The organism is Staphylococcus sp. NWU MK-U1 (assembly GCF_033283505.1).
GTDB lineage: Bacteria > Bacillota > Bacilli > Staphylococcales > Staphylococcaceae > Staphylococcus > Staphylococcus haemolyticus.
In genome coordinates this window covers 181,601-196,779 of record NZ_JAVSMG010000001.1, presented here as the reverse complement: position 1 = coordinate 196,779, position 15,179 = coordinate 181,601, and the positions used below count along the sequence as shown (strand labels likewise).

Here is a 15,179-nt window from a genome sequence, read left to right as displayed (position 1 = left end):
TTTATTAGAAACGATTTGCTTTGCCTCGATACTTTACAAAATAAACACCGTAGAATATCGCTAATACTAAAAAGATTGCTGCAGAAAAATAAAATGTATTATTTAAACCATTAGAAAACTGAGCGATTAAGCCTCCAAATAAAGGACCTATCATAGAACCAAATCCTTGAACACTATTAAATACGCCCCAAGTTTCTTCTTGTTCAGCGGGATCGATTTGTCCTGCCATAAATGTATTCCATGCAGGCAATAATATCCCATACATTAAACCTATAAATATCGCTACAATCCAAACGATAAGGATATTTGTTACTAAAGATAAACCGAAGATAAATGCTGTGAATAGTATAAAACCTGTAAAAATAACTGCATACATAAAGCCTTTACTATTTTTATCAATAATCTTAGATAAGAATAGCATTGAAAAGGCACAACCGGCACCACCTATAGCGATGGCAATGGTGTACTCAATAGTACTTACGCCTACTACCTTTGTAGCATATGTAGGTAGTATAGGTAGCAATGCTGAAATAGAAGCACCTTGTAATAAAATACCAGGGAATAACACTAAGTGACGTTTCATAACATTAACGATTTGTCCTAATTGTTCACTAACCGGTTTAGTATTATAATTTGTTAATTTAATATCAACAAAATAATACAATACCCATGCAATAACTACAACAAGTGACATCATAAATGCAAATCGAGTAGGATGTAATTTAACTAGAACATTCATAAATGCCCATCCTACGAGTAACCCTAATAACCAAGCAAAGTAAACATAGCCCATTTGTTTACCACGTTGTGCTTCTTCTACACTTGATAACATGATAACCCATATAGGACTAACAGCAATACCCAACATGATAGCACTAAAAATGATAACTATTGGATTAGTTGGGAACCAAATGACTAAGAATAAACTAATAAAAGCTAATAAAAAACCTAAGGTTAATACTAGCTTAGTACCAAATTTTTTCAAAAGAAATCCGATGACAAAATTCGTTGCCGCATCGGATATAAAGTGAATTGATAATGCCGCTGAAGTCACTGCAACAGCAATAGAGGTAACGGTTGGTAAATAATTAACGTAACTTAATACATACATTCCCCGTGCAAACTCCATTAAGAACAAAATAACGAGCATTATCTTGAAGTTCTTACTAATTCCTTTATTACTTAACGAAGAATCTGGCATATAAAGGAACCTTTCCATATATTTCTTGTTGTTGTGATGAACTGTCCAAGATATTTAATAAATCGGTACATAGTCTATAAGTTGAATGGTTAACCTTTTCTTCAGTCATTTTATTAGTCATAGCTTGTAAGCGATACTCGTGATTTGTTAAATCAGAAACAATATCTATAGCTTCTTCAGGTGTATTCGCGATTTTGCCATATGATTTATCTTGGAAATATAATGCATTTTCAAGCTCTTGACCTGGAGCCGGATTCAAGAAAATCATTGGTAAACTACGTGTTAAACCTTCGGAAATCGTAATGCCACCTGGTTTTGTAATCATAAGTTGACTTGATGCCATCCATTCATTCATATGTTTTGTATATCCTAGAATAAGGACATTGTCATATGATTTAAATTGCATTTCTAAAGTACGCTTTAACCCTTTGCTACGACCACAAACCATTACGATTTGTGATTGTGGACTTTTCTGAAGGATGTTATCAATCATATAGTCAAATCCTTTTGATACACCAAATGCCCCGGCAGACATCAGAATAGTTGGTTTATCAGGATTTAAATTATGTTTCTTCAACCAAGCCACTTTATCGATGTCAGATTCAAATTTATCGGAAATAGGTATTCCAGTCACTTTTATATCAGAAGCAGGGATACCAGCATTGACGAAATCACGTTTGGTATCGTCAGTAGCTACATAATATCTATGAGAGTTAGGCGTTATCCAGTTTTTTTGTAGACGGTAATCTGTCATAACAGTTGCGATTGGAATATTTATGTTAAACTGCTCTGTTAGCACTGACATTACTGGAGTAGGGAATGTCAATAAGATTAAGTCTGGTTTTTCTTTAAGTAGTAGATTGATTAATTTATTTAATCCATAATATTTATAAAAACATTTATCTAATTCATCAGGGCGACTATAATAAAAGTTTTTATACATATTTCTAAAATACTTAAAGCTATTGATATACCATTTTTTGCAAATAGAAGTTAAGATTGGGTGTGCTTCCATAAACAAATCATGCTCAATAACTGATAGATGAGACAAGTTCATTTCATTGAGTTGATTAACAACACTTTGTGTCACTTGTAAATGTCCATTTCCAAATGAGCCGGTAATAATCAATATCTTTTTATTTTGAGTAACCATTAATAGTCACCCTCCATTAATTTAAATTTAAAACACGCAATAACGCATTCTGATTTAACTATAGTAGCAATAAACATACTTACATAGTTATCATAATATATATACCCTTTATTGAAAGTATAAAATTCATTTATAGTGCATTATAGCATATTAAGGAAGTTAACATCATCTTTATATAACTATCCTAGCATTAATAGATTTAAAAGTATTGAATTAAAGTGATATATATAGGAAATTTTAAAATAATTAACTATTAATTAATAATTCCTTCAATTATATTAATGAAATCTTTAGTTTGAGGTGTAAAACATATCAAGTTCGTATTAAATCTAATCAATATTTTAATGATTATAAATTTATCAACAACTTCAAAACGTGTATAATAAAATTATTGTAAAAAAAGGAGCGATACATTTTGAATGCGAATGAGTTGTTCGAAAAAATACGAGTTAAACAAGTAATAGGCACTTTAGATATAAATGTTACTGATATCACTACAGATTCACGTACCGCTAGTGAAGGGAGTATATTCGTCGCATCAATAGGCTATACAGTTGATAGCCATAAATTTTGTCAAAATGTTGTTGATCAAGGTGCAAAAGTCATTGTGGTTAACCATCAACAAGACATTAACGGTGACGTGACGCAGGTTATCGTACCAGATACATTAAGAGTTGCTAGCCTGTTAGCACATACTTTATATGATTATCCTAGCCATCAATTAACTACAATAGGTGTGACAGGCACTAATGGCAAAACTTCAATTGCTACTATGATTCATCTTATTTATAGAGGTTTAGGTAAAGGAAGCGCATATTTAGGAACAAATGGTTTCCAAATAAATGAACATAAAACTAAAGGTGCCAATACAACACCAGAAACAGTGTCTTTAACTAAAAAGATTAAGCAAGCGGTTGATGAAAATGCGGAAGCTATGACTATGGAAGTATCTAGTCACGGTTTATCACTAGGGCGATTAAGAGGTGTAGAATTTGATGTTGCGATATTCTCAAATTTAACACAAGACCATTTAGATTTTCATGGCACAATGGAAGCCTATGGACATGCTAAATCATTGTTATTTAGTCAACTGGGAGAAGATTTATCGAAAGAGAAATATGCTGTTTTAAATAATGATGATGATTTCTCCAAATATTTAGCATCAGTTACACCATATGAAATATTTACATATGGAATAGACCATGACGCTCAATTTATGGCTAAAAATATTCAAGAATCTTTACAAGGTGTTCAATTTGATTTTGATACGCCTATAGGAACTTACAGTGTTAAAACACCATATGTAGGTAAATTTAATATTTCAAATATTATGGCTGCCATGATTGCAGTCTGGAGTAAAGGAACATCTATGGAAGATATCGTCAGAGTAGTTGAGAATTTAGAGCCAGTTGAAGGGCGTTTGGAAGTTCTAGATCCTTCGCTACCAATTGATTTAATTATTGACTATGCGCATACTGCTGACGGAATGAATAAACTTATAGATGCAGTAAAACCCTTCGTGAAACAAAAATTAATCTTTTTAATTGGAATGGCTGGAGAACGTGACTTAACTAAAACACCTGAAATGGGCGCAGTAGCTTGTAGAGCAGATTACGTAATATTTACGCCAGATAATCCTGCTAATGATGATCCTAAAATGTTGACTGCTGAACTAGCTAAAGGCGCAACACATGATAATTATGTTGAATTTGATGACAGAGCTGAAGGGATCAAACATGCCATTGATATAGCTGAACCGGGCGATACAGTAGTATTAGCTTCTAAAGGAAGAGAACCTTATCAAATCATGCCTGGACATATTAAAGTGCCACATAGAGATGATTTAATTGGACTTGAAGCGGCATACAAAAAATTTGGCGGTGGACCAAGTGAACATTAAACAATTATCTATAAATGACGAAATTGTTAATGTTTACTTATATATAATTGAAGATAAAAATCAAATCATGTTGGCTATTCCAGATATATTTTGGGCAATAGAACTTGATTTGAATATGGACAGTAATGATGTCAAAGAAGAATTGTTAATGCAATTATTTGCTTTTATCGAGGAAAATGAAGCAAACAAAATTGCTTTAAATTTAACAAACTGGATTGTGAATGATTTTAAAGGAGATTAATAGATGAGTTTAAAAGAAGAAGTTGAATCAAGAAAGACGTTTGCCATAATATCTCACCCGGATGCTGGTAAAACGACACTGACTGAGAAGTTGTTATATTTTAGTGGTGCAATTAGAGAAGCGGGTACAGTTAAAGGTAAAAAAACAGGTAAATTTGCAACTAGTGACTGGATGAAAGTGGAGCAAGAACGTGGTATTTCAGTAACGAGTTCAGTGATGCAATTTGACTATGATGATTACAAAATTAATATATTAGATACACCAGGGCATGAAGATTTCTCAGAAGATACTTACCGTACTTTAATGGCAGTGGATAGTGCAGTGATGGTTATTGACTGTGCCAAAGGTATTGAACCTCAAACTTTAAAGCTATTTAAAGTTTGTAAAATGAGAGGAATTCCAATTTTTACATTCATTAATAAATTGGACCGCGTAGGTAAAGAGCCATTTGAATTATTAGATGAGATTGAAGAAACATTAAACATTGATACTTACCCTATGAACTGGCCAATTGGTATGGGTCAAAATTTCTTTGGTATTATCGATCGTGAGTCTAAATCTATAGAACCATTTAGAGATGAAGAAAATGTTTTACATTTAGATGATGATTTTGAACTACAAGAAGAGCATGCTATTCGTAATGACAGTGCATTTGCTCAAGCTATCGAAGAATTTATGCTTGTAGAAGAAGCGGGTGAAGAGTTTGATAATGATGCGCTATTAAATGGTGAATTAACACCCGTGTTCTTTGGTTCTGCATTAGCTAACTTCGGTGTTCAAAACTTCTTGAATGCATATGTTGATCATGCACCGATGCCTAATGCACGTCAGACTAATGAAGAAGTTGAAGTAAGCCCATTTGACGATGAATTTTCTGGATTTATTTTCAAAATTCAAGCTAATATGGACCCTAAACATCGTGATAGAATTGCGTTTATGCGTGTTGTTAGTGGTGCATTCGAACGTGGTATGGATGTAACATTACAAAGTACGAACAAAAAACAAAAAATTACGCGTTCAACATCATTTATGGCTGACGATAAAGAAACTGTTAACCATGCAGTAGCTGGAGACATCATTGGTTTATATGATACAGGTAATTATCAAATTGGAGATACTTTAGTTGGTGGCAAGCAAAAATATAGTTTCCAAGATTTACCTCAATTCACACCGGAAATATTTATGAAAGTTTCAGCTAAAAACGTAATGAAACAAAAACATTTCCATAAAGGAATTGAACAGCTTGTTCAAGAAGGAGCAATCCAATATTATAAAACGCTTCACACTAATCAAATTATTTTAGGTGCCGTTGGTCAATTACAATTTGAAGTGTTTGAACATCGAATGAAAAATGAATATAACGTTGATGTTGTTATGGAACCTGTTGGTAGAAAAATTGCGCGTTGGATTGAAAACGAAGATGATATTCAAGATAAAATGAACACGTCTCGTTCAATATTAGTGAAAGATAGATATGATAATTTCGTCTTCTTATTCGAAAATGAATTTGCAACACGTTGGTTCGAAGAAAAATTCCCAGAAATTAAATTGTATAGTCTTTTATAAGATTATGATTGAAAATAATGGGTATTTAAAAATATCTCTTTAAATAGACAATTTGTTAAACGTTAATTGTTTATTTATATTAAGTATAGTGTATAATACACTTAACAAATGAATACCTATGACAATTTGTCAGAGGGGAGTAACTTGAAGACCATCAACTACATGATGGTTAGCGCTTTATCGTCATTACGAAGTATTATCTTCCGGTAAAGTGGGCATTTATTTGCTAAGTGAGACCTTTGCTATTATTTAGCATAGGTCTCTTTATTTGTATTAAAACAAAAAGGAGCTGTCCACTATGGATCCGAGTTTAATTTTACCCTACCTATGGGTAATTCTCGTTCTTGTATTTTTAGAAGGGCTATTAGCAGCTGATAATGCGGTTGTAATGGCTGTTATGGTAAAACATTTACCACCTGAACAACGTAAAAGAGCGTTATTTTATGGTTTGCTAGGTGCATTTGTATTCCGTTTTCTTGCCTTATTCTTAATTAGTGTTATCGCAAATTTCTGGTTTATCCAAGCACTTGGTGCCGCGTATTTAATTTTTATGTCAATAAGAAATCTTTGGCAATTCTTCCACAAAAAACATGAAGATCAACCTGAGGGTGACGACCATCATTTTGACGAGTCTGGCGTAGAGAAAAAAGTTGGACCTATGCAATTTTGGGGCACTGTTTTAAAAGTTGAATTTGCAGATATAGCTTTTGCAATTGACTCAATGTTAGCAGCGATGGCAATTGCTGTTACATTACCTAAAGTCGGCATTCATTTTGGTGGGATGGACTTAGGTCAATTCTCAGTAATGTTTATTGGCGGAATGATCGGTGTTATTCTAATGCGTTTTGCCGCTACATGGTTTGTTGACTTACTAAATAAATATCCTGGATTAGAAGGAGCTGCTTTCGCAATTGTAGGTTGGGTAGGTATTAAATTAGTTGTTATAGTACTTGCTCATGAAGATATAGGTATTTTACCTGAACATTTCCCTCATAGTACATTATGGCAAGCTATCTTCTGGACAGTTATGATTCTTTTAGTCGTAATCGGTTGGTTAACGTCAGTACGTAGCAACAAGAAGAAAGCCAATAAATAGTATTAAATAAGTGATTGAGCCTTTTAGATTTGATGTGTACCATCAAGTTTAAAAGGCTTTATTATTATAAATTGTGCATTTTAGTGATTTGATAAGAAAAATTCAATTTTGAACCTTCAATTCATTGCTAATTGGCGATATTGATATTAAACTTTAGTTAATGAATAAATTAATTAAAGCCACAACCACAAAACATAATTTAACGTTAGCATGATAGATTGTGAGTTAGTCGATAGGAGTGGACACCTTTGGATAATGATAAAAAACACGTAATACCACGTGAACAGTATCGTCGAAAACGACATGAGTATTTCCATAATGAAGAACGCGAAGAACGATTAGAACGTGAGAGAGAACAACGTGAGAGACTTGCCAAAAAAGAGCAAGAACAAGCAAAAGTTAATGAAGAACGTGTTAAAGATAACATGCGAAAAGCAAGAATTGAGAAATTAACACAAGAAGAAATTCACCAGCAACAACATCTAGCTAAATTACGATCTGATAATGAATCTGATCAAGAATTAAATGATACTAACACGCATCATTTAACACTACCTGAAGAGCAACAACTAAAAAATGAACATAAAGAAAATAATGATAAGTTAACTAAACCTACTGACGAAGTGGAAAAACAGGAGAAAGAAGACAATAATTCTACATCTTCCAAACATGGTGAAATAGAACCAAAATATAGTAGAGTTGAAAAGAATAAAGGAAAACAAAAACAAGCTAATATTAATAAAAGTGAAGTTAATCATCTTGATAAAAGTGAACAAACTAAAAAACAAAAAGAGACTAAAGAATCATCGGAAGACGTTTTAGAAACAAATAAAAATCAAAAAATTGAACAAAAGGAACAAAAAGAACAAAAAGCAAGTTCTAATGAAACTTCTAACAAGGAATTAAATTCTCATACTAAAGATAAAAATAATAAAGTTGAAGATAATCAAGACTTAAAGAAAGCATCTAGTCAAAATTTAGCTCATTCTAATAAGTCAGAAGAAAATGAACACTCAGAAGATAAGCCTAAGAACAATGATACGATGGACAAAGTAAAAGACTTTTTAAAATTACATTGGCTTAAAATAGTCATAGTAGTTGCAATCATATTAATTGTTATACTAATTAGTGCAATTATCTCAACGATTAATCAAAATAGTAGTATTGAACAAAGTAGTAACAATGATACGAAATACACATCAACAATGAAGAATGCAGAAACAGCTGTTAAATCAGTGGTAACAATTGAGAATGACACACCTAAGAACATAACAACACAAACAATTGATAAAACAAATACAAACTCAAATAATGAAGTTGGTTCAGGTGTCGTCTACAAAGCTGTAGACGATACTTTTTTTATTTTAACTAATACACATATAGTTGGAAGTAATAAAAGAGTAAACATTACATATGATGATGATAAAACAGCTACTGCTACAGTCGTTGGGAGTGATATGTGGTCAGATATTGCAGTGCTTAAAACAACGATAAAAAATAAAAACGTGCAGCCAATTAAAATAGGTCATTCAAAACATTTAAAGCTAGGTGAATCCATCCTAGTTGTTGGTAATCCACTTGGAAATGATTTTAAAAATACAGTGACGAAAGGTATTATTTCCGGATTAAATAGGGCAGTACCTGTCGACTTCGATAAAGATAATAAGAATGATGAATTGGTTAATACATTTCAAATTGATGCTTCAGTTAACCCAGGTAATTCAGGAGGTGCTGTCATCAATAGAGTTGGAGAATTAATAGGCTTAGTATCGTTAAAAATAAATATGCCTAATATTGAAGGCATGGGCTTTGCAATTCCAATAGATGCTGCACGTGAAATTGCTGAGGAATTAGAGAAAAAAGGTGAAATTCAATATCCTAATACTGGTATTGGAATTAAAAATGTTTCAGATTTACTGCCTTATGAAAGAAATTTATTAAAAGTACCCGAAGATGTTCAAAATGGAATCGTAGTAGAAAAGTTAAAAGAAAATGGTTTAGGTAAAAAATCAGGTTTAAAAATTGGTGATGTAGTTGTAGAATTAGATAGTAAATCAATTCAAAATAATTTACAGTCTAGACAAATAATTTTTAATCATAGACAAGACTTAAAAACATTGTCGGCTAAAATTTATAGAGAAGGAAAATCTCAAGAGATAAAAATTAAATTGAAATAATGTTGAGGTGACAAATGAGTGTCTATTTTCAGTAAGTTACTTAAAAAATCTAGCCCTCAACAGGGGATAGTTTTATATTATTTGATAGCCATAGTTGTCGCTTTTTTATTATTAAACCTCCCATTTGTGCATAAACATGGTGTTGATGTTAGCCCAATCGATACGCTATTCGTTGCTGTATCAGGCATTAGTGTTACTGGACTATCTCCCGTTAACATAGTAGATACATATTCAACATTTGGCCAAATTATTATATTAATCATACTTAATATAGGCGGTATTGGCGTCATGGCGATTGGTACAGTACTATGGGTTGTGTTAGGGAAACATATAGGTATCCGCGAACGCCAATTAATTATGTTAGATAATAATAAAGATACAATGAGTGGAACCGTTAAGCTGATATTAGAAATCATCAAAACGATATTAACAATAGAATTTATAGGTGCGCTGTTATTAGCATTTTATTTCTATAGAGATAATCCAGATTTAAAAAATGCACTCATGCAAGGTTTATTTGTGTCTGTCTCTGCTACTACTAACGGTGGATTAGATATCACAGGGCAATCATTAATACCTTACGCTAAGGATTATTTTGTTCAAACGATTGTTATGTTTCTAATCGTATTAGGATCAATAGGATTTCCTGTATTACTTGAAATCAGAGCATATGTAAGGAATAGAGTCAGTCATTTTAGATTTTCACTATTTACCAAAATAACTACATGCACATATCTATTTTTATTTGTTTTTGGTGTTTTAGCCATATTAGCATTAGAACATCACCATGCTTTTAAAGGATTAAGTTGGCATCAATCCTTATTCTATTCATTATTTCAATCTGCAACAACACGTAGTGCTGGATTACAAACCATTGATGTAACAAACTTTAGTGATGCAACGAATGTAATAATGAGTATCCTCATGTTTATTGGTTCATCTCCAAGTTCAGTTGGTGGTGGTATACGTACAACTACATTTGCGATACTAATTCTCTTTGTAATTAACTTTAATAATAATGCTGAAAAAACAGCTATAAAAGTGTTCAATCGAGAAATACATGTAGTTGATATTCAACGTTCATTCGCCGTATTTACTATGGCATCAATTCTAACATTTGTAAGTATGATTGTTATTCTCGCTACTGAAAAAACAAATCTAACATTTTTACAAGTATTCTTTGAAGTCATGTCAGCCTTTGGAACATGTGGTCTATCTTTAGGTGTTACAGACGATATTAGTGGACTTACTAAAGTAATACTAATGATATTAATGTTTATAGGTCGTGTTGGTTTAATTTCATTTATTATTATGATAGCTGGACGTAAGGAACCGGATAAATACCATTATCCTAAAGAACGTGTTCAAATTGGTTAAATAGATTAGCATTCTCAGAAATTATTAATTCTGAGAATACTTTTTTGATTAGAAATAAATAGCACCTACAGATTAATAAATGTTAAACTAGCTTTAAATAAGGGGTGTGTAAATTGGAGAAAAATGAACATATAAATATAGATATCTTGGCAACATCAGATATGCATAGTCATTTTATGAATGGAGATTTTGGATCAAATATATATCGTGCTGGTACCTATGTTAAAAATATTAGAGAAAACAATGATAAAGTCATTTTATTAGATAGTGGGGGAAGTGTAGCTGGCTCATTGGCAGCGCATTATTATGCTATTGTCGCACCTTATAAACGTCATCCTATGATTAAATTAATGAATGCTATGCAGTATGATGCTAGTGGTATAAGTCCGGATGATTTTAAATTTGGATTATCATTTTTGACTAAAGCAGTATCACTATCAAGGTTTCAATGGTTATCTGCGAATATAGAATTTGCATTAACAAAGGAACCATATTTCTCAACACCTTATATAATTAAAGAATACGATAATGTTCGAATCGCAATTGTAGGTTTAACTGCAGATGGATTAATGAAAAACGAATTCGCTGAAATGGAGAAAGAGGTTAGTATTGAAAAAGCACTATTATCTGCTAAACGCTGGATTAGATATATACATGAAAGTGAACATCCTGACTTCTTAATTGTAATCTATCATGGAGGACTATATAAAATAAATCAAACGAATACAAGACATAGAAAAGGTTCTCATGAAGCGGAAAAAATAATGAAGGAAATAGGTGTGATCGATTTAATGATAACAGCGCACCAGCATCAAACGATTATAGGTAATGATTTTGAAACAGTATATGTTCAAGCAGGACAAGATGCTCAAGAGTTAGTACACGTCAAAATTAAATTTAAAAAACGTACGAACTCGTTCGAAAAAGAAAATATTGAATCTACAGTAATTAATTTAAGTGAGTATCCAGAAGATCAGGAATTACTTGAGACAACGTATTATGATCGTAAAGCCTTAGAACATTGGTCAAAGGATATTGTTTCAGAGAATAAAGTCGATTTACAGGTTAATGGCTTGGAAGACTTACTAAGTAGTCCACACCCATTCATACAATTATTACATGATAGTCTACATTTAGCCTATGAGAATAATATTACTTGTATTAACGTGCCTAAAAATGGCGAAAAGGGATTAAAAGGTATAGTGACTAATGAGGATGTCTATAATGCTTATCCACACCCTGATAAAGCAATAGATATAACACTTAGAGGCCATCAAATTAAAAAGATGCTTGAATATACTTATTCTTATATTCAATTTGAGCAAAATCAATTAAGTATGACTATTATTGATGAAACATTATGTACATTGTGGCAAGGATTTGATTATGAGGTAGATATGTCAGCGCCTCGTTTTGATAGAGTGAATATAAAAAATATTGAGTTAGATGAAAAGCATAGAGTTACAATGACAGATTATTGTTATAGAAATTATCGTCAATACTTGGAAGATGAATCAATACTTCATTCCACATATGATCGACCGATGAGTTCACTTATCGCTGAAAAGCTAAATCAACCTGATTATTATTTAAAGTTGGACTCTAATTTTTCAGTAGCGTATTAAAAATAGTACTCATATAAGTAAACGTATTTAAATTGTAAATTACTTCAAAAAAACTTTTCTTAGTTTTAACTAAGAAAAGTTTTTTATCCATGAAATATTAATAATAGTATAATTGCCACAATTTGTCCTAAAGAGGTAGTTACGATGCGACGTGTATATTGATAACTCAATGATAATACTAATTGAGCTACAAAAATAAATGCCACTATCCACCATTTATCTAAATAAATAAATAAAGAACTAGAACATAATGCAGTAATCAAGATGATTAACCAAGTAGGCAATTTATATTGAGTCAGTTCTTTTTGTAAAACAGTTCTCATGTATAACTCATGACAAGGAATTACAAAAATTAACGTCACTAACATTTGCCATTTGAAATAAACACCTGTTCTTGATAATTCTTTAATAAGTTCTGCATATGTTATTTGTGGTGAAAGTAATGAAAAAATTAATTGTATTATAACCAAGACGATACCTGTAGCGATACCAACTCCGATAGAAGTTAAAAGTCGTTTAGATTCTATGTCCCTTTGGTAAAATACATAACTAATACCTGCAATTAACATAATACCAGTGTATAGATACCAGTACTCTTGATGCTCTCCCCACATAACAAATAAAATCAAATGGAATACAATGAAACTTGCTATAAACCAAATTAAAGCTTTTGATATATTTTTCATTTTAATGTATACCTTCTTATTCAACGATAGTATATCGTTTATGATTAATAACTGTTTTTTCTGGTAAGTCTAATTCATTGAAGGTATCCATAATTGTTAAGTCTACAATAACTGAATTGTCATTAATTTTCTCAACACGGCCTCTTAAACCGTCATAAAATTCTACGATATTTCCTACTTCTGCAACAGTCATACGGAGTCCTCCTAAATTCATAACTAGGCTATATTGTACTAAAAATTTGCATAATAATAAACAAATATATGCTAAAAATGGCAAATAATATTTTAATTATGAAAATAATGTCAAAATTGAGTAAATAATTGGCAAAATAACTAAATATAAGGCATAACTAAACTAAGGGCATATACGAGAGAGTCAAAGGAGAGATATAGATGAAATTTGTAAGTAATAATAATATTACTGATCCTACAATTAACCTTGCCATGGAAGAGTACGTGTTAAAACATTTACCTTCGGATGACAGTTACTTTCTATTTTATGTAAATGGACCGTCTATCATTGTCGGAAAAAATCAAAATACTATAGAAGAGGTTAATAAACAATATGTAGATGAAAATAACATACATGTTATACGCCGTATTTCAGGTGGTGGCGCTGTATACCATGACCAAGGTAATCTAAATTTTAGTTTTATTACAGATGATGACGGTAATAGCTTCCATAATTTCAAAAAGTTTACAGAGCCAATCGTACAAGCACTTCAATCAATGGGTGTAGATGCTGAAATGACTGGTCGTAATGATATTCAAGTAGGGCAAGCTAAAATTTCAGGGAATGCCATGGTTAAAGTTAAAGATAGAATGTTTAGTCACGGCACATTAATGTTAAATAGTGACTTGGGAGAAGTACAAAATGCATTGAAAGTTAATCCTAAAAAAATTCAATCTAAAGGTGTTAAGTCAGTGCGTAAGCGTGTAGCAAATATCGATGAATTTTTAGAAGAATCGATTTCAATTGATGACTTTAAACAAATCATTCTAAAAACAATTTTTGGTGAACATGAAGTTGAAGAATATAAGTTAACAGACGAAGATTGGAAGAATATAGAAGCATTAAGTAATGAGAAATACCGTACCTGGGAATGGAACTACGGTCGAAATCCTAAGTATAATTTTGAACGAGATGAAAAATTTGAAAAAGGATTTGTACAAATTAAATTCGATGTTAAAAAAGGCAAAATTGAACATGCTAGAATCTTTGGAGACTTCTTTGGTGAAGGAGATGTAACAGAGTTGGAGAACGCACTTGTTGGCGTTTTGCATGATTACAATCACATTAAGGAAGCTATGGAAGAGTTTGATTTCTATCATTATTTCGGCGCTATTGAGAAAGAAGATATTTTAAAATTGATGTCTTATTAATATAACTAAGCGGCTATATAGGATTTAACCTATAGCCGCTATATTTTTATTTATTTAAATGATCTATAGCATATTGCGCTTCTTCTTGCGTGAACTTTTCACCGTAACTAGAAGTGAGTTGATCATAAATTGCATCATTAGACATATCTTGTTGATTTGCATAATCCTTAGCTTTTTCTAAAGCATTTTTCTTATAATCAACTTTAAGATTATCAATTGCATATTGAGCAGCATCTTCTGGGAATTTTTCTCCCGCATCAGATGTTAATTGATCATAAATACCTTGTTTAGACATATGCATAACATCAGAATATGTCTTAGCTTTATTAAGAGCCGATTTTTGTTCTCTAGTAGCATCAGAATCATTTGAACTTTGTTGCTCAGTATTATTAGAATTAAGACTATTATTAGAATTACTAAAAGAAGCAGTACAAGCTGATATTCCTATTATGATAAGGATTAATAAAACTAGGCAACCACCACAACCACCACATCCCCATAACCATCCTTTTTTCTTATTGGACTTATGCTGTTGGTAATCTTGAAATTGTTGCCATTGTCTTTGCTCTTCATTGCTCTCAAAATGTCGATCAGCCATTATTTAACATTCTCCTTCAAAATTTATATTTTATACAAATAAGTATATTATATAAATTAGACATATGGAACAAAATATTTTTAAATTTTAAATTTTTTAATATTTTAAATTAATGTAAGTTCTAACGTAAAATTAATGTTAAAGAGTAAATTAACAATTTAATAAATAGTTTATTT

Annotated in this window: 13 protein-coding genes; 8 read left to right on the top strand and 5 right to left on the bottom strand. The window is 31.6% G+C overall.

All coding sequences use genetic code 11. From position 1 onward, the window contains the following. Positions 1–4: 4 nt before the first annotated feature. Both ltaA and SBL16_RS01040 read right to left on the bottom strand, forming a co-directional pair. The gene (gene ltaA / locus SBL16_RS01045; RefSeq protein ID WP_182703534.1) at positions 5–1,201 is read right to left on the bottom strand and encodes a lipoteichoic acid biosynthesis MFS flippase LtaA; all 1,197 of its coding nucleotides are present in this window, start codon (positions 1,199–1,201) and stop codon (positions 5–7) included. After that, positions 1,179–2,354 (bottom strand): diglucosyl diacylglycerol synthase, encoded by a 1,176-nt coding sequence (locus SBL16_RS01040; RefSeq protein WP_011276212.1) that lies wholly within the window; start codon positions 2,352–2,354, stop codon positions 1,179–1,181. Before SBL16_RS01040 ends, ltaA begins: the two co-directional genes overlap by 23 nt. A 415-nt stretch (positions 2,355–2,769) precedes the next feature. On the opposite strand from SBL16_RS01040, the gene SBL16_RS01035 reads away from it, so the two are divergent. The 7 genes from SBL16_RS01035 (at position 2,770) to SBL16_RS01005 (ending at position 12,336) form a co-directional block, all read left to right on the top strand. Beyond that, complete coding sequence (locus SBL16_RS01035; protein ID WP_107611383.1) at positions 2,770–4,254, top strand: UDP-N-acetylmuramoyl-L-alanyl-D-glutamate--L-lysine ligase; 1,485 nt, start codon at positions 2,770–2,772, stop codon at positions 4,252–4,254. Further along, complete coding sequence (locus tag SBL16_RS01030; protein ID WP_037535492.1) at positions 4,244–4,495, top strand: YueH family protein; 252 nt, start codon at positions 4,244–4,246, stop codon at positions 4,493–4,495. The genes SBL16_RS01035 and SBL16_RS01030 overlap by 11 nt, the downstream gene beginning before the upstream one ends. Positions 4,496–4,498: 3 nt before the next feature. Further along, positions 4,499–6,061 (top strand): peptide chain release factor 3, encoded by a 1,563-nt coding sequence (locus SBL16_RS01025; protein ID WP_317952406.1) that lies wholly within the window; start codon positions 4,499–4,501, stop codon positions 6,059–6,061. A 298-nt stretch (positions 6,062–6,359) separates the two neighbouring features. Further along, positions 6,360–7,157: a TerC family protein gene (locus SBL16_RS01020; RefSeq protein WP_053017791.1), complete on the top strand. Its 798-nt coding sequence runs from the start codon at positions 6,360–6,362 to the stop codon at positions 7,155–7,157. Between the two features lie 248 nt (positions 7,158–7,405). Then, positions 7,406–9,334 carry a S1C family serine protease gene (locus SBL16_RS01015; RefSeq protein WP_107611381.1) on the top strand — a complete coding sequence of 643 codons (1,929 nt, stop codon included), beginning with the start codon at positions 7,406–7,408 and terminating at the stop codon, positions 9,332–9,334. Positions 9,335–9,352: 18 nt separating this feature from the next. Then, entirely contained in the window at positions 9,353–10,711 is a 1,359-nt protein-coding gene (locus SBL16_RS01010) for a TrkH family potassium uptake protein (RefSeq protein WP_011276205.1), read from the top strand. 113 nt (positions 10,712–10,824) lie between these two features. Continuing rightward, positions 10,825–12,336: a bifunctional metallophosphatase/5'-nucleotidase gene (locus tag SBL16_RS01005; protein ID WP_107611380.1), complete on the top strand. Its 1,512-nt coding sequence runs from the start codon at positions 10,825–10,827 to the stop codon at positions 12,334–12,336. A gap of 83 nt (positions 12,337–12,419) precedes the next feature. Here SBL16_RS01005 and SBL16_RS01000 read toward each other — a convergent pair whose 3' ends face one another. Further along, complete coding sequence (locus SBL16_RS01000; protein WP_037535503.1) at positions 12,420–13,022, bottom strand: type II CAAX prenyl endopeptidase Rce1 family protein; 603 nt, start codon at positions 13,020–13,022, stop codon at positions 12,420–12,422. Between the two features lie 16 nt (positions 13,023–13,038). Then, a complete protein-coding gene (locus tag SBL16_RS00995; RefSeq protein ID WP_107611379.1) occupies positions 13,039–13,215 on the bottom strand; it encodes a YkvS family protein in 177 nt (58 codons plus the stop codon). A gap of 200 nt (positions 13,216–13,415) precedes the next feature. Here SBL16_RS00995 and SBL16_RS00990 point away from each other — a divergent pair, with 200 nt between their 5' ends. Next, positions 13,416–14,405, top strand: coding sequence for a lipoate--protein ligase (locus SBL16_RS00990; RefSeq protein ID WP_107611378.1), 990 nt, complete (start codon positions 13,416–13,418; stop codon positions 14,403–14,405). Between the two features lie 46 nt (positions 14,406–14,451). On the opposite strand, the gene SBL16_RS00985 is transcribed toward SBL16_RS00990, so the two are convergent. Continuing rightward, positions 14,452–15,003: an Ltp family lipoprotein gene (locus SBL16_RS00985; protein WP_053017801.1), complete on the bottom strand. Its 552-nt coding sequence runs from the start codon at positions 15,001–15,003 to the stop codon at positions 14,452–14,454. Positions 15,004–15,179: the final 176 nt, after the last annotated feature.